The following is a 15272-nucleotide window of genomic DNA, read 5'->3' on the forward strand; positions in this document are numbered from 1 at the left end:
TAGGATGCCGGCGTGCAACCAAACCGGGAGACAATTCGTGTCAAAAGCTTTTCACGTCTCGATCCGAACGATGCTGGCGTTCATATGTCTGGCCGGGCTGGTCGCCGCGGCGTCCGCCCTTTTCCCCGCCTCCGCCTCGGCGCAGCAACTGCGGCGATGCGCGAATGAGGGCGGCATATGCCGCTTGCCCTACCCCACCCAAGTGATCTACGGCGCCCGAGGCCGAACCACCGCACGGTTTTTCGACCGTCGGGCTGTGCCCTGCTCGAACCGCCTGTTTGGCGACCCCGCCCCCGGCCGCGAAAAGGCCTGTTATTTCGTGGCGCGCGGTGGCGGCGGCTATGGCGATGACGACGACTACGGGGACGACGATTACGGCTCACGCCCCTACCGTGGCGAATGGGTCGCCTGCGCCAGGGAGGGTGAGTTCTGCGATTTCAGCGGCCGCGCGATGGTCAGATACGGCGCACGCGGCCAGTACACGCAGGATGTTTTCAGGAACGGCGTCAGATGCGGCAACGACGCCTTTGGCGATGACCCCGCTCCTGGCGCTCACAAGCGCTGCTACGTCAGGCAGTAGCCGTGCCTGAACCCGGCGCGCAATAAGGTGGCGGCCCCAGCAAGGGCCGTCGCCGCATTCTGCTTCAGCTTGTCCGGCAGGCTGGTGGGCGATGACGGGCTCGAACCGCCGACATCTTCGGTGTAAACGAAGCGCTCTACCAACTGAGCTAATCGCCCGCTTGAGCGCGGACCTTTAAGCAGTTAGGGCCGTATTCGCAAGGCTAAATGAACAGACAGCGCACCCGTCGGTGCGCGGATTTCCCCAGCCTCGGCGCCGCTGTCAAAAAACCTTCTCCTGATTGCTGTAATGCTTGAATGCCGCGCTTGACACCCGCAGGCGAACCCCTTATCCACCGCCCCAACGACGAACACGCCTGACACGTGCTCGTCAAGTGCGCGGGTGTAGCTCAGTCGGTTAGAGTGCCGGCCTGTCACGCCGGAGGTCGCGGGTTCGAGCCCCGTCACTCGCGCCATTTAACTTCCTGACAGGTATATTTTCTGAAGTGGCTCCTGACACTTGGGGGAAGCGTCGGACCGTGTCGGTGCATCTTGCCGGCAGCCGAATGAGAGTGCTTCGCCGTCTCTCCTTGGTCTTTATATCAGCATCTGCTAAAATTTATTTTCGCAGGTGCCGTAATGCGAGCCAACGTTCCGCGCTTTCCCGGCAGTGATGTCGACCCGAGGCGTGATTGCACGCGGGCCAACGCTGGAACTACCGATTGATTCTGCTCGCAGATGGAGGGCCCACAACACAGGGAGGACACGATGGTCAGGCCAAGCAAGTGGGTGATAGCGGCTTTGTGGGTTCTTTGGCTTTTAAACCTGCCCGCCCAGGCGAGCAGCCTGGGCGATCTTGTCAGACATGGCGATCTCTCGGGGGTGGCTTCTGCCTTGGATAAAGGCGCTGCTGTCAACGAAGTTGACGGTGTTACGGCGCTCTATATCGCCTGCGAGGGCGGGAATGTGGAAATAGCAAAACTTCTGATCGATCGTGGGGCGGACGTTAACATGCCCGTCAGCTGGCAAAGAACGCCACTCTACGCGGCCAACAAGGGTGGCTATTCTGACGTCGTGAAGCTGCTGCTCGATAACGGCGCCGATCCAAATCAGGTGGCGAAATCGCAAACCCCGCTGCACGTGGCTGCCGAGAAAGGCTGTCTTCATTGCGTGGTCCATCTTGTGGATGCGGGAGCAGACGTCAACGCGCTGACGTCGAATGGAAACCCACCCATACATTTGGCCAAGCTTAGCGGTCACGAAGACGTCGTGGCTTACTTGCGCGCTCACGGCGCGGGACAACCGCCCATCGCGCCTATTTCGGCGCGACTTGCATCGGCAAACGCCGAATCGGGCAAAAGAACTTTCGACGAAACGTGCGGGGCCTGTCATCTTTCAGCGCCGGATCGCAAGATTCCCAAACGCGTCAATCTCTGGGGCGTGGTAGGGAGACCGAAAGCAGCACAAAGCGACGTCCCGTATTCGTCGGCTCTAAGGGAAGCTGGCGGCACATGGACTTTTGAAGATCTCAATTCCTTTATCTCAAACCCGGCATTCGCATTGCCTGGAACAGACATGATTTTCCCGGGCCTGCGAGACGAGAACCAGCGAGCAAACCTGATCGCTTACCTACGGACCTTGAGCGACAGGCCGTTGCCGCTTCCCGAGAATTGATTGCTCCTGCGAAAATGCGGCGCGACTGCGCTTCGGGCAGGCCCGCGCCCTCCTGGCTGAAGAAGACCGGCCGATTGTCGTCGTCGCAGAGCTGGTCGGTATCCAACGTTGGCAAATTTCAGGCGTCAATTCAAAGCGTTGAAGGGGCCGCCAGGCGAATGCCGCAGCAGGTTTGCAGTCTGAGATTTTTGATCCCGGAACCATTCCAATCTTGTCCCGTTCAGCCAACGGGCGAAAAGACGGGAGAGATAAGATGGCTGTGAGATGCCGGATTTCCATCGACGATGAGAGGGATGTCGACGAGCTCGCCTTCCAGGAATTGCCGCGGGTTGGCGAAAGCGTGTCGATACCGGTCGGAGAGTCGAGCAGGGACCTTCGTGTGCTTCGTGTCGTGCATGTGCCCGGCAGCGAGCAAGGCGCAACGACGATGCTGGAGCTGACCAGCAGGATTCTTTAGCGCTGCCCCCTCGGAATCATTCGCCCAGCACAACCCCGGAAGCGACGATCTGGGCCGTCCGTTCGGTGAGCTTCTGGCGCTTTACCAGCGTGGGCTTTTCGTAAGGCTTTTTCATCCTACCGTTCCAAATCGGCGCGCAGACAGGACGATGAACGCGCTCGCCTCAGTTGCGTTCCGCAATAAGGGGCCGCTAAAAAGCCGCAAAAAATGGAAGGCGGGAGGTCTCAGGCCCTGGCGAGCAGCGCCTCGACCTCCTGCGATGTCGGCATGGAAGGCGCAGTGCCGGGGCGGGTCACCGAGATGCCGGCGACCGCGCAGGCAAAGCGCACGGCCTCCAGCGGCTCGACGCCTTTTGCCAGGGCGGCCGCGAGACCGCCGTTGAACGCGTCACCCGCTCCCGTCGTCTCGATCACCGGACCGGCATTGACCGCGTCGACATGCTCCGAACGGTTCTTGGTGTGGAGCAAAGCGCCCTTCTCGCCGAGCGTCACGATGACTGCGCCGACACCCTTGGCCAGCAGCGCGTCGGCGGCGCGGCGGGCGTCGTCGATCGAGGAAACCTTGATGCCGGTCAGCCCTTCGGCCTCCGTCTCGTTGGGTGTGACATAGTCGCAGAGCGCGTAGACGCGGTCGGGCAGGCTGGCGGCGGGGGCGGGGTTGAGGATGGTCGTCACCCCTGCCCCGCGCGCGATCTCGAGCGCCTTCAATGCTGCGCCGATCGGCTGTTCAAGTTGGGTAACGAAGACGCCGGCGGACCGGATCAGGTCGGCATGCGCCTCGATGTCGGCGGGCGAGATCAGCATCGCCGCGCCCGGGCTGACGATGATGGCGTTGTTGCCGCTGCCTTCCTCGACAAAGATGTAGGCCGCGCCCGTATAGCTGTCCGGCGTGTCGATGACGGCGCTTTTCACACCTGCGTCCTTCCAGGTCTGCTTCGCCATGTCGGCGAAGGCATCGACTCCGAGCCTGGTCAGGAAGGTGATGTCGGCGCCGAGCTTGCCTGCCGCCACTGCCTGGTTCGAGCCCTTGCCGCCCGGGCCGAGCTTGAAGGAATTGCCGAGGATCGTTTCGCCCAGACGCGGCTGGCGGTCAGCGCGATAGGCTGTGTCGGCGACGAACACGCCCAGGATCACAACAGGCTTCATGATGACGGGCTCGCCTGTGGCCATGTCCTTACTCCGCCTTCGGCGGCACGACGCCCTTGCGGAAGGCAAAGCAGCCATAGAAGCGGCGCTCGCCGGTCTGGATCACGCAATAGGCTTTCTTGGAACGCTCGTAGAAGGCGTAGCGCTCGATCGAGATCATCGGCCAGGGCTTGCCCTCGGCGGCGTCGATCTCCTTCTGCACCTCCCTCTGCACCGGCGGGATTTCGTTTGGTTTGCCGACGATCTCCATGCGCGCTGCCGCATCGTCGACGAAAGTATCCAGCGGATAGAGCGAGAGCACCGCCTTCACCACCTCCGCCGCCGTCGCGTCGATACGCAACAGCTTGCCGAGCACCGTCTGCCTGGCCACGGAATCGGACGGGAAATTGGTGTCGGCGATGATCAGGTCGTCGCCATGGCCCATCGCCCGCAGCGCCTGGAGCACATCGGCATTGAGCAGCGGGTTGATCCCTTTGAGCATGGTTTCCTCTTGAAGGGTTGTGTGCGGTTAGAGACGCTTGCCGGTTGCGGCGTCGAAGAGGTGGACCTGGTCGAGACGCGGCTTGAGCTTGAGCGTGTCGCCCGGCTTGAAGTCGTGACGCTCGCGAAATAGTGCTACCATCTCGCCCTCGCCGAACCGTACGAACACCAGCGTCTCCGAGCCTGTCGGTTCGACCACCGAAATCGTGGATGCTACGCCGTCGGGATGGATTTCCAGGTGCTCGGGGCGCACGCCATAAATGACGGCCTGGCCGTCCGCCGCGGCGATATTGGTCGGCATCGGAAACGCCGAGCCTGCAATGTCGACCACGGGCTTCCCGCCCTTTTTAACGGTGCCCTTGAGCAGGTTCATCGCCGGCGAGCCGATGAAGCCGGCGACGAACAGATTGGCCGGCCGGTCGAACAGCTCCAGCGGCGCGCCGACCTGCTCGATGCGGCCGTCGCGCATCACCACGATCTTGTCGGCCATGGTCATGGCCTCGATCTGGTCGTGGGTGACGTAGATGGTTGTGGTCTTCAGCCGCTGGTGCAGCTCCTTGATCTCGGTGCGCATCTGCACGCGCAGCTTGGCGTCGAGGTTGGAAAGCGGCTCGTCGAACAGGAACACCTGCGGGTTGCGCACGATGGCGCGGCCCATGGCGACGCGCTGGCGCTGGCCGCCCGAAAGCTGGCGCGGATAGCGCTTGAGATAAGGCGCAAGGTCGAGGATGTCGGCGGCGCGCTTGACCCGTTCGGCGACGACGGCCGGATCGGTGCCGCGCAGCTTCAGCGCAAAGGCCATGTTCTGCTCCACCGTCTTGTGCGGATAGAGCGCATAGTTCTGAAACACCATGGCGATGTCGCGCTTCGCCGGCGGCAGGTTGTTGACGACGCGGTCGCCGATCGAGATCGTGCCGCCGGAAACGGTCTCCAGCCCGGCCACCATCCTCAAGAGCGTGGACTTGCCGCACCCCGACGGACCGACCAGCACGACGAACTGTCCGTCGGCGATGTCGACACTGACCTCATGCAGGACCTTGACGGTTCCGAACGCCTTGGCCACACTGCTGATCGCGACTTGAGCCATCGTCTCCCCTTTATCGTTTGCGGTGAAGCTAGCCATTGCGAACGGCAACGGCAAGTCGGTATCTTATAGATAAAAAGCCAATCTTGTTGACAAGGTAATCGATTACGCGAATAGTGGCGAGTGCCAATCCGAGAGCAGGCCTGTTATCCTGAAATCGGAGATCCGGCGACGCAGGGTGGGGTCCCACGTCCGGTATGATCGAGGAGAACCGAGAGGCGTTTCGACGTCTGAGAGATTGGCACTTCAATTCAAGCGTTGTTGTTCTGGGAGGAACCTGTAGATGAGAGTCGATCTGTATGAAAAACTGATGCGCGCCGGCGCCAGCCGCCGCGATGTGCTGAAGGGTGCGGCCAGCATGGCCGCAATCGCCGCCGCCTCCGGCGCCGGGCTCGGAGCACTGACGAAGCCCGCGGCCGCCGACGACAGTCTGCGCGCGAAAATCCTGCAGATCCCGGGCGTCGGCAAAGGCCAGCCGACGGATGCCGACTTCCAGAAGGTCGGCGAGCTCTGCCTCGAAGCGACCAAGGCCAATGTCAAGGAAGGCGAGTTTGCCGGTGTCGAGCTCACCTTCATGGGCCTCAACAACCAGAACCTCCACAACGTGCTGTTCCGCGGCTTCCTGAAGCCGTGGGAGGCCTATACGGGCGCCAAGATCAGCTGGATCGACCTTGCTCAGGCCGACTACAACGCCCGTCTGCAGCAGTCCATCGCAACCAAGACCGTCGACTTCGACATCATCGAGATGGGCGCGCCTTTCGAAGGCGACGTCTGCGGCAAGGGCCTTACCTCCGAGATGCCCGATTGGGTCAAGAAGCAGATCGATTTCGACGACCTCGTCAACTACCTGAAGCCGCCGGTCGGCACCTGGGACGGCAAGCAGTATCGCGTGACGATCGACGGCGATGCGCACAATTTCAACTACCGCACCGACGTGTTCGCGGATGCCGATCTCGCCAAAGCCTGGAAGGAAAGCGGCGCCACGACCGAATGGGGCGTGCCGAAGACCTGGCAGGAAGTGCAGGCCGTCACCAAGTTCCTCAAGGGCAAGCAGTTCAAGGGCCAGGACATCTATGGCTATCTGGACGCGCCCAAGCCCTGGGGCGGCTTCGGCTTCTATTTCCTCGGCAGCCGCGCCACCGCTTACGCCAAGCATCCCGATGACAAGGCCTGGCTGTTCGACGCCGACACGATGAAGCCGCGCATCAACAACCCGGCCTGGGTGCGCGCCATCCAGGACGTGATCGACGCCCTGCCGTCCGAACCCGCCGACCAGATCAATGCCGATCCGAACACCACTGCCTTCCAGCAGTTCCTGGCCGGCACCGGCTCGATGATCCCCTGGTGGGGCGACGTCGGCTCGAATGTGAAGACCAATGACTCGTCGGTCATCGGCGATGTCACCGGCTTCTCGATCCTGCCCGGCTCCGACGACGTCTACAATTCCAAGACCGGCAAGTGGGAAAAGCTCGCCAGCGGGCCGAACTATGCGCCGAACTGCGCCTATCTCGGCTGGGGCGTCTATGTCATGGCCCGCGTCGATTCCGACGAGAAGAAGAAGAAGGCCGCGTGGTCGGCCGCCGCTCATCTCGGCGGCAAGGACCTGTCGATCTGGACGGCGATGTATCCGTCGGGCTTCCAGCCCTACCGCAACTCCCATTTCAACGTTTCCGAATGGGTGGCCGCCGGCTATGACGAGGCCTTCATCACCTCCTATCTGAAGTCGGAAGGCGATTCCTACAACCACCCGAACGCGGCGATCGAGCCGCGCATCCCCGGCATCTTCCAGTACTATTCCGCCGCCGAGGACATCCTGGCCAACACCTTTGCCGGCAAGATGAAGGCGCAGGAAGGCGCCGACGCCATCGCCGCGGCCTGGGAAAAGCTGACCGACCAGATCGGCCGCGAGAACCAGATCAAGCTCTACAAAGCCTCGCTCGGCATGTAGGCTGGCTTATGAGACGTCGCGGCCCGGTGGCACATCGTCACCGGGCCGCATTTTTACCGGCTCGGCCGGTTTGATGCGTTTGAGCAATTCCAGGAAAAGTGTGGGCGGTTTTCCGTCCGGAATTGCGTAAAACAAAGAGATAGAGCGGTTCGCCGTTTCCGTGAAACGGTGAAGCGCTCTAGAAGGCGAGAGGCGTGGCTGAACAGACTTCGACCGTGAATGCGTGGCCGGCACATCCGGCCGACCTGATCCCGGCAGGCCGCAAGCGCCTCGGCTGGGGCCTGCTGGCCATTGCAACCCTTGGCCTGCTGGCGATCATCGTTGTGCAGATCCTCTACAAGACCGAGATGTCCACGGTCGGTTTCGACACATGGCGCCCTGTGGTCTACGCCTACATCTTGTGGGGCGCAGCGCTTGGCGCCTGGCAGGTGCTGACGCGCGGCGAGGACGGGCAGCGCGCGCTGTTCCTTTTGCCGGCCCTGCTCTTCACCATCGCCATGGTGATCTTCCCGACGCTGTTCGGCTTCTACATCGCGCTGACCGACTGGAATCTCAGCTCTTTCAGCGGACGCAGGTTCAATGGCCTCGACAATTTCTGGCAGATGCTGGCCGACCCCTATTACCGCAACGCGCTGTTGAACATGGTGCTCTATGTGCTTGCGGTGCTGGTCGAATATGTCATCGCCTTCGGCCTGGCGCTCCTGCTCAATGCGCAGATCCGGGCCCGCAAATTCTTCCGCGTCGTCTTCCTGCTGCCGCTGATGCTGTCGCCGGTCGCGGTATCCTGGATGGTCGGCAAGTCGCTGATGGAGTACCGGTTCGGACCGGCGGCGACGCTGGCGCGTCATCTTGGCTGGAACAATCCCGCCTTCTTCTCCGATCCGATCACTGCCCGCATCTCGATCATGATGCTCGACGCCTGGACCTTCATCCCGTTCATGATGATCATGCTTCTGGCCGGCCTGCAGGCGATGTCGCGCGAGGTGCTGGAAGCCGCCCGCGTCGATGGCGCGACCGCATGGCAGACATTCTGGCAGGTGACCTTTCCGCTGATGCTGCCGGTATCGGTGACAGCCGTGATCCTGCGCATCATCTTCAAGCTGAAGCTTGCCGACATCATCATCACCCTGACCTCCGGCGGACCCGGCGGCGCCACCGATTCCGTGTCGAGCTTCATCTATCGCGAATACCGCGACCGCTCGAATGTCGGCTACGGCACCATGCTGGCCATGGCCTATCTGGTCATCATCGTCGTGTTCGTGACCTGGCTGCTGAAATTTGCCAGTCGCTTCGTGCGCAACGTCAACTGAGCGGCATCATGAGCGTCCAGACCACCGACTACACCGTTTCCGAAATCCGCTCGCCGGCGGCCTTCATCGCCAGCCGCGTCTTCATCTATGGCGCGCTTGCCTTTTGGGCATTCGTCTGCCTGTTCCCGATCTATTGGACGATCACCACCTCGTTCAAATCGGCGGTCGACGTCACCCAAGGTCATCTCATTCCCTTCGTCGACTTCACGCCTGATTGGAAGGGTTGGCGCTCGCTCGGCCTGTCGCCGGATTCGATCTCCCAGACCTCGACCGTGCGCGACGAATTCCTCAAACGCTTCATGAATTCGGTCATCACCTCGGTCGGCGCATCGAGCCTCGCCATCATCATCGGCAGCCTCGCCGCCTATGGCCTTGTCCGCTACCGCTACAAGTTCGCCTGGTTCAAGAACGAGGACATCTCCTTCTTCTTCCTGTCGCAGTTGATCCTGCCGCCGGTCGTTCTGGCGCTCCCCTTCCTGGTGCTCTACCGCGAAGTGGCCCTCCTTGATACGCGCATCGGGCTCGTGCTCCTCTACACGCTGATGGTGCTGCCGATCGTCATCTGGATCATGCGCGACCAGTTCAACTCGATACCCGTTGAATTGGAGGAGGCAGCCCTTGTCGACGGGCTGTCGATCTGGGGCGCCTTTTTCCGCATCGTCATGCCGATCGCGTTGCCCGGCATGGTCGCCGCCTTCATCCTGGCGATGGTGCTGTGCTGGAACGAGTATTTCTTCGCCGCGCTGCTGACATCGACCGACGCCAAGACCATCCCCGTCATGGTGGCGAGCCAGACCGGCTCGCAAGGCATCAACTGGTGGTCGATGGCGGCCTTGGCCACCGCCGCGATCGCGCCGCTGGCCATCATCGGCATCGCGCTCGAGCGCTATCTGATCATGGGCATGACGGCCGGCTCAGTGAAGTAGGATTACTTCCCCTTCCCCCCTTGTGGGGGAAGGTGGCCGCGAAGCGGCCGGATGAGGGGTGTTCCAGGGAAAGCCGACCTCTCACTCCGCTGGAACACCCCTCATCCGTCTCGGCGCTGCGCGCCGATCCAGCTTCTCCCACAAGGAGAAAAGGAAGAACCGCACCTATCGCACCAGAATCGACCGCAAATGGTCGAGGATCATCGCAACCCCGATCTTACCGAGGCCCGCCGAGGCTTCCGCGGCACTTTTCGTGTACCAGCCGGTGTTGTCGGCCAAATGCTTCTCGTCCACCGCCTCCGGGCATAGCGCCAGCATCAGCGAGGTTTCGCCGATGCCGGCATGGTCGAACGGATATTTGCCGTTCATCGCGGCCGGCATCAGCGGATGCACCTGGACCCAGTTGAAGACATTCTCGCCCTGCGCATGGCCGGCATAGTAATCGGCCATCGCGTTCGAGCCCCACCAGCCCTCGCCGCGCTCCTTTTCGAGGAAGCGGAAGATTGCCTGCCGGCCGGCGGTCTTGAAGGCGAGATCGGTCGGCATGCCGGCCGCGAAATTCTCGGTCTGGTGATGAATGATGGCGTGAATGTTGCGGAAGCCGACGCGCAGCAGCCCATAGAACAATTCCTCCGCGAAAGGCGAAAGCGCCGGGCCGCCGACCTGCACCGAGCCGCTGCCTTCCGGCGCCGCCACCGCATAGCTTGCCGCGCCGTAATAGAAGGGCGGCAGGATGACGATGTCCCTTTCCTTCTCGATCAGCTCCACCGTCTTGATGACGGCCAGCGTGTCCATGCCGACCGCCATGTGCTCGCCGTGATATTCGAGCACGCCGAGCGGCAGCACGACCGGCCAGTTCTCCTCGATCGCCTTGCGGATCTGGTGCGGCAGCATCAGTTCGTAGCGCATCTCCTTACTCCATGTTGGTGTGCCTGGCGCGCATCGCTTCCGGCGTCGCATTGGTCAGCGCCTGGAGCTTCAGCACCATGATTTCGAACAGAAGGAACAGCGCGCCTTCGAACAGCGAGCCCATCGGCAGCACCGAGCTTCTTGCCTCGCCCTGGTCGCTGGCCATCGTCTGCGCCGGGATGACGAGCGTGAAGTCGGCGAGCTTGGCGGTGCTGCTTTCCGGTTCTGCCGTCAAGAGCAGCACCTTCGCGCCGGCCTCGCGGGCAACCCGCATCAAGGTCAGCACCGTGGCGGTCTCGCCTGGCCCTGAGCTCGCCAGGAACACATCCCCCCGCCCCAGCGGCGGCGTGGTCATGTCGCCGACGACCGAGACCGGCAGGCCGAGATGGTAGAGCCGCATGGCGAAGCCCTTGACCTGAAGCGCCTCGCGGCCGCAGCCATAGGCAGCGATCCTGCCGGCGCCGGCAAGCATTTCGCAGGCGGCGTCGATGCGAGCTTCATCCGTGCGCGCCAGCACCGCGCCAAGCTCGTCCAGCGCGGTCGCAAACATCCCTGATGCGGCTTTGGTCATGACAGCTCACCTTGCCTGCCGGGGCGTCGCTTGCCTCTATGGAATTGCGGCTCGCGACCACGAAAGGCTTGTTTTTGTTCATGCTACCATTGCGAAAATCGCTGTCCAACGAGCCTCGGCACTTTTGCTGGGCCACGAGCGTGATAGTGTCATGTCAGACAAATCACTCCGGGACATCGTCAGACATGAAGACACGGCACTTCGACCGCATCGGCAATGGCGGCATCACCTTCACCGAGCTCGGCTTCGGCACCGCGCCGCTCGGCAATCTCTATCGCGCCATCTCCGACGAGGACGCCAATGCCACCTTGGAAGCGGCATGGGCCACCGGCTGCCGCTACTATGATACGGCGCCTCTTTACGGCCTCGGCCTGTCGGAAACCCGCCTCAACCCGTTTCTGCGCGGCAGGAAGCGCGACGACTATGTGCTGTCGAGCAAGGTCGGGCGCATCATGCGCGTCGCCCCGCCGGACCAGCGCACCGGCATCGGCAAGTTCTTCGAGACGCCGTCGCGCCGGGAAGTCTACGATTACTCCTATGATGGCGTCATGCGCTCCTTCGAGGCCTCGCTGGAGCGCCTCGGGGTCGACCGTATCGACATCCTCTTCGTCCACGACGTCGACATCTTTACCCATGGCAGTAAGGAAGCCTCCGATGCCCGCATCGAGGAGTTCATGTCATCCGGCTATTACGGGCTGCTTTCGCTGCGCGACCAGGGCGTCATCAAGGCCTTTGGCGGCGGCATCAACGAGTGGCAGGTGGCACAGACCCTCGCCGAACGCGGCGATTTCGACCTGTTCCTGCTCGCCGGCCGCTACACGCTGCTCGAGCAGGAGGCGCTTGCCACCTTCCTGCCGCTTTGCCAGAAGCGCGGCATCGGCATCGTGCTGGGCGGCCCCTACAATTCCGGCGTGCTGGCGACCGGCCCGAAGCCCGGAGCCTTCTACAATTACAGCGAGGCGCCGAAGGAGATCCTGGATCGCGTGGCGCGCATCGAAGCCGTCTGCAAGCGCCACAACGTGCGCCTAATCGAGGCGGCGCTGCAGTTCCCGCTGCAGCATCCTTCGGTGGTGTCGGTGATTCCTGGCGGCCAGCGGCCATCAGAAGTCGAAAGCAACCGCGCGCTGCTCGACACCAAGATACCGGCGGCGCTGTGGGCGGATTTGAAACAGGAAGGCCTGATGCGCGCCGACGCGCCAACGGCCTGAATGGCCTGCGAACAGCCATAAAAAAGAAAAGCCGGGCTTGCCCGGCTTTTCTGTTCTTAAAAGAAAAAGGTCTTAGTTGACCGCGTCCTTGAGGCCCTTGCCGGCCGAGAACTTCGGCACGGTACGCGCCGGAATCTTCACTTCCGCGCCGGTCTGCGGGTTGCGGCCGGTCGAAGCAGCGCGTTTTGACACGGTGAAATTTCCGAAGCCGACAAGCCGGACATCGCCGCCCTTCTTCAGTTCGCCAGTGATCACGGAGAACACCGCATCGACAGCGGACTGCGCATCAGCCTTCGAAATGCTTGCGGAGTCGGCGACGGCGGACACCAGTTCGTTCTTGTTCATAAAAATTCCCTTCCATGAGAAAACCGGAACTACGACTCATCCGGCAGGAGACGGACTTTAGAAAGAAGCGCTCCGGAACCCAAGCCGAAAACCGCGGAATTCCGGGCTTTTTTCCACTTTTTCGTGGCTTTTCACACGAAAAAAGCCGGGCTTGAAAGCCCGGCTCTCTCTTTGTGCGCCGCAATATCAGCAAATGCTAATGAGCGAGCGACTTTCCAGCATCGTCGCCGCTGTCGACCGGAGCCGGCGCATTGACCGGTTCGACCCACTCGATCGGCTCAGGCATCCTGACCAGCGCGTGCGCGAGCACCTCGCCGACCCGCGAGACCGGCACGATCTCCATGCCGTTCTTCACATTGTCCGGAATCTCCGCCAGATCCTTGACGTTCTCTTCCGGGATCAGCACCTTCTTGATGCCGCCGCGCAGTGCCGCGAGCAGCTTCTCCTTCAGGCCGCCAATCGGCAGAATACGGCCGCGCAGCGTGATCTCGCCGGTCATCGCCACATCGGCGCGGACCGGAATACCCGTCAGCACCGACACGATGGCCGTGGCCATGGCCGCACCGGCGGACGGGCCGTCCTTCGGCGTGGCACCCTCCGGCAAATGCACGTGGATGTCGCGCTTGTCGAACAGCGGCGGCTCGATGCCGAAATCGATGGCGCGCGAGCGGACGTAGGACGCCGCCGCAGAGATCGATTCCTTCATCACGTCGCGCAAATTGCCGGTCACCGTCATGCGGCCCTTGCCGGGCATCATGACGCCTTCGACCGTCAGCAGCTCGCCGCCGACTTCCGTCCAGGCAAGACCCGTGACCACGCCGACCTGATCGTCGGCCTCGATCTGGCCGAAGCGGAAGCGCGGCACGCCGAGATAATCGGCGAGGTTGTCCGCCGTGATCTTCACCGTCTTCTTCTTGGTCCGCAGGATCTCGGTCACCGCCTTACGGCCGAGCTTCATCAGCTCGCGCTCCAGGCTGCGCACGCCGGCTTCCCGCGTGTAGGTCTGGATGATGCCGCGGATCGCGTCCTCGCCGACCGAGAATTCGTTCGGCTGCAGGGCATGGTCGCGGATCACCTTGGGCATCAGGTGACGCTTGGCGATCTCGATCTTCTCGTCCTCGGTGTAACCGGCGATACGGATGATCTCCATGCGGTCCATCAGGGGCGCAGGGATGTTCAGCGTGTTCGCCGTCGTCACGAACATCACGCTCGACAGGTCGTATTCGACCTCGAGGTAATGGTCCATGAACGTCGAGTTCTGTTCCGGATCGAGCACTTCGAGCAGGGCCGAGGACGGATCGCCGCGGAAGTCCTGGCCCATCTTGTCGATCTCGTCGAGCAGGAAGAGCGGGTTGGACTTCTTGGCCTTCTTCATCGACTGGATGACCTTGCCGGGCATCGAGCCGATATAGGTCCGCCTGTGGCCACGGATCTCGGCCTCGTCGCGCACGCCGCCGAGCGCCATGCGGATGAACTCGCGGCCGGTGGCCTTCGCGATCGACTTGCCAAGCGAGGTCTTGCCGACGCCGGGCGGGCCGACGAGGCACAGGATCGGCCCCTTCAGCTTCTTCTGGCGGCTCTGCACGGCGAGATACTCGACGATGCGTTCCTTGACCTTGTCGAGGCCGAAGTGATCGGCATCGAGCACGTCCTGCGCAAAGGCGAGGTCCTGCTTGACCTTGGAGTTCTTGCCCCACGGGATCGACAAGAGCCAATCGAGATAGTTGCGCACGACCGTCGATTCAGCCGACATCGGCGACATCGAGCGCAGCTTCTTCAACTCGGCCTCCGCCTTTTCGCGGGCCTCCTTGGAGAGCTTGGTCTTCTTGATGCGCGCCTCGATCTCGGCGGCCTCGTCGCGGCCGTCCTCGCCCTCGCCGAGCTCCTTCTGGATCGCCTTCATCTGCTCGTTGAGGTAGTACTCGCGCTGCGTCTTCTCCATCTGGCGCTTGACGCGCGAACGGATGCGCTTTTCTACCTGGAGCACGGAGATTTCGGCTTCCATGAAGCCCATCGCCTTCTCCAGACGCTCCTTGACGGAAAGCGTTGCAAGCATCTCCTGCTTCTCGGGGATCTTGATGGCGAGATGCGATGCAACCGTATCGGCGAGCTTGGAATAGTCGTCGATCTGGCTGGCGGCACCCACCACTTCGGGCGAGATCTTCTTGTTCAGCTTGACGTAATTCTCGAAGTCGGTGACGACCGAGCGGGCAAGCGCCTCGATTTCGACCTCTTCCTCTTCCGGCTCGGCGAGCGCCGTGGCGCGGGCCTCATGGAAATCGGCACGGTCGGTGAACGAGACGATCTTGGCGCGCGAGGCGCCCTCGACCAGCACCTTCACGGTGCCGTCGGGAAGCTTCAAAAGCTGCAGCACATTGGCGAGCGTGCCGATGTCGAAAATCGCACCGGGCTCAGGATCGTCGTCGGCTGCATTCATCTGGGTGGCAAGCAGGATCTGTTTTTCCTGACCCATCACCTCTTCCAGCGCCTTGATCGACTTTTCACGGCCCACGAAGAGCGGAACGATCATATGCGGGAACACGACGATATCGCGCAGTGGGAGGACTGCGAAAACGCCGTCGCCGGAAGCCTTGGATATCTTGGCCATTGTCCAACCTTTCATGTCGCGGCCGCTTATTTTAGCCAACCGCGAATCT

At 62.2% G+C, this 15272-nt stretch carries 15 protein-coding genes and 2 tRNA genes; 8 read left to right on the forward strand and 9 right to left on the reverse strand.

Annotation, left to right across the window (positions count from 1 at the left end):
- Positions 1-37: 37 nt before the first annotated feature.
- The gene (locus LB529_RS13745; RefSeq protein ID WP_224711374.1) at positions 38-580 is read left to right on the forward strand and encodes a hypothetical protein; all 543 of its coding nucleotides are present in this window, start codon (positions 38-40) and stop codon (positions 578-580) included.
- Between the two features lie 82 nt (positions 581-662).
- On the opposite strand, the gene LB529_RS13750 is transcribed toward LB529_RS13745, so the two are convergent.
- Positions 663-738 (reverse strand) — tRNA-Val (locus LB529_RS13750).
- Positions 739-957: 219 nt separating this feature from the next.
- On the opposite strand from LB529_RS13750, the gene LB529_RS13755 reads away from it, so the two are divergent.
- The 3 genes from LB529_RS13755 to LB529_RS13765 all read left to right on the forward strand — a co-directional run bounded on the left by LB529_RS13755 (position 958) and on the right by LB529_RS13765 (position 2689).
- Positions 958-1034 (forward strand) — tRNA-Asp (locus LB529_RS13755).
- Between the two features lie 292 nt (positions 1035-1326).
- Complete coding sequence (locus LB529_RS13760) at positions 1327-2232, forward strand: ankyrin repeat domain-containing protein (protein WP_224711375.1); 906 nt, start codon at positions 1327-1329, stop codon at positions 2230-2232.
- 253 nt (positions 2233-2485) lie between these two features.
- Positions 2486-2689: a hypothetical protein gene (locus LB529_RS13765; RefSeq protein WP_224602593.1), complete on the forward strand. Its 204-nt coding sequence runs from the start codon at positions 2486-2488 to the stop codon at positions 2687-2689.
- A gap of 16 nt (positions 2690-2705) precedes the next feature.
- Here LB529_RS13765 and LB529_RS13770 read toward each other — a convergent pair whose 3' ends face one another.
- The 4 genes from LB529_RS13770 to LB529_RS13785 all read right to left on the reverse strand — a co-directional run bounded on the left by LB529_RS13770 (position 2706) and on the right by LB529_RS13785 (position 5401).
- Positions 2706-2804 carry a putative RiPP precursor gene (locus LB529_RS13770; RefSeq protein ID WP_208648418.1) on the reverse strand — a complete coding sequence of 33 codons (99 nt, stop codon included), beginning with the start codon at positions 2802-2804 and terminating at the stop codon, positions 2706-2708.
- 109 nt (positions 2805-2913) lie between these two features.
- On the reverse strand, positions 2914-3858 hold the full coding sequence (rbsK, locus tag LB529_RS13775) for a ribokinase (protein ID WP_224525531.1): 945 nt from the start codon (positions 3856-3858) through the stop codon (positions 2914-2916).
- Positions 3859-3862: 4 nt separating this feature from the next.
- A complete protein-coding gene (locus LB529_RS13780) occupies positions 3863-4315 on the reverse strand; it encodes an RbsD/FucU family protein (protein ID WP_224711376.1) in 453 nt (150 codons plus the stop codon).
- 27 nt (positions 4316-4342) lie between these two features.
- Positions 4343-5401 (reverse strand): ABC transporter ATP-binding protein, encoded by a 1059-nt coding sequence (locus LB529_RS13785; RefSeq protein ID WP_140840238.1) that lies wholly within the window; start codon positions 5399-5401, stop codon positions 4343-4345.
- A 280-nt stretch (positions 5402-5681) separates the two neighbouring features.
- On the opposite strand from LB529_RS13785, the gene LB529_RS13790 reads away from it, so the two are divergent.
- The 3 genes from LB529_RS13790 to LB529_RS13800 all read left to right on the forward strand — a co-directional run bounded on the left by LB529_RS13790 (position 5682) and on the right by LB529_RS13800 (position 9582).
- Positions 5682-7346: an ABC transporter substrate-binding protein gene (locus LB529_RS13790; RefSeq protein ID WP_224631889.1), complete on the forward strand. Its 1665-nt coding sequence runs from the start codon at positions 5682-5684 to the stop codon at positions 7344-7346.
- 194 nt (positions 7347-7540) lie between these two features.
- Positions 7541-8656, forward strand: a complete 1116-nt coding sequence (locus tag LB529_RS13795) for a carbohydrate ABC transporter permease (protein WP_140840240.1) — start codon at positions 7541-7543, stop codon at positions 8654-8656.
- 8 nt (positions 8657-8664) lie between these two features.
- On the forward strand, positions 8665-9582 hold the full coding sequence (locus LB529_RS13800; protein WP_224711377.1) for a carbohydrate ABC transporter permease: 918 nt from the start codon (positions 8665-8667) through the stop codon (positions 9580-9582).
- Between the two features lie 165 nt (positions 9583-9747).
- Here the strand turns inward: LB529_RS13800 and LB529_RS13805 are convergent, their stop codons facing one another.
- Positions 9748-10491 (reverse strand): creatininase family protein, encoded by a 744-nt coding sequence (locus LB529_RS13805; protein ID WP_224601473.1) that lies wholly within the window; start codon positions 10489-10491, stop codon positions 9748-9750.
- Positions 10492-10495: 4 nt separating this feature from the next.
- Positions 10496-11062 carry a 6-phospho-3-hexuloisomerase gene (gene hxlB / locus LB529_RS13810; protein ID WP_224711378.1) on the reverse strand — a complete coding sequence of 189 codons (567 nt, stop codon included), beginning with the start codon at positions 11060-11062 and terminating at the stop codon, positions 10496-10498.
- Between the two features lie 185 nt (positions 11063-11247).
- Here hxlB and LB529_RS13815 point away from each other — a divergent pair, with 185 nt between their 5' ends.
- Positions 11248-12270 carry an aldo/keto reductase gene (locus LB529_RS13815; RefSeq protein WP_224602603.1) on the forward strand — a complete coding sequence of 341 codons (1023 nt, stop codon included), beginning with the start codon at positions 11248-11250 and terminating at the stop codon, positions 12268-12270.
- A 72-nt stretch (positions 12271-12342) separates the two neighbouring features.
- On the opposite strand, the gene hupB is transcribed toward LB529_RS13815, so the two are convergent.
- Both hupB and lon read right to left on the reverse strand, forming a co-directional pair.
- A complete protein-coding gene (hupB, locus tag LB529_RS13820) occupies positions 12343-12615 on the reverse strand; it encodes a DNA-binding protein HupB (RefSeq protein WP_027166452.1) in 273 nt (90 codons plus the stop codon).
- Positions 12616-12811: 196 nt separating this feature from the next.
- A complete protein-coding gene (gene lon / locus LB529_RS13825; protein WP_224636330.1) occupies positions 12812-15223 on the reverse strand; it encodes an endopeptidase La in 2412 nt (803 codons plus the stop codon).
- Positions 15224-15272: the final 49 nt, after the last annotated feature.

The sequence above is a fragment of the Mesorhizobium sp. CA5 genome, assembly GCF_020165105.1.
Lineage (GTDB): Bacteria > Pseudomonadota > Alphaproteobacteria > Rhizobiales > Rhizobiaceae > Mesorhizobium.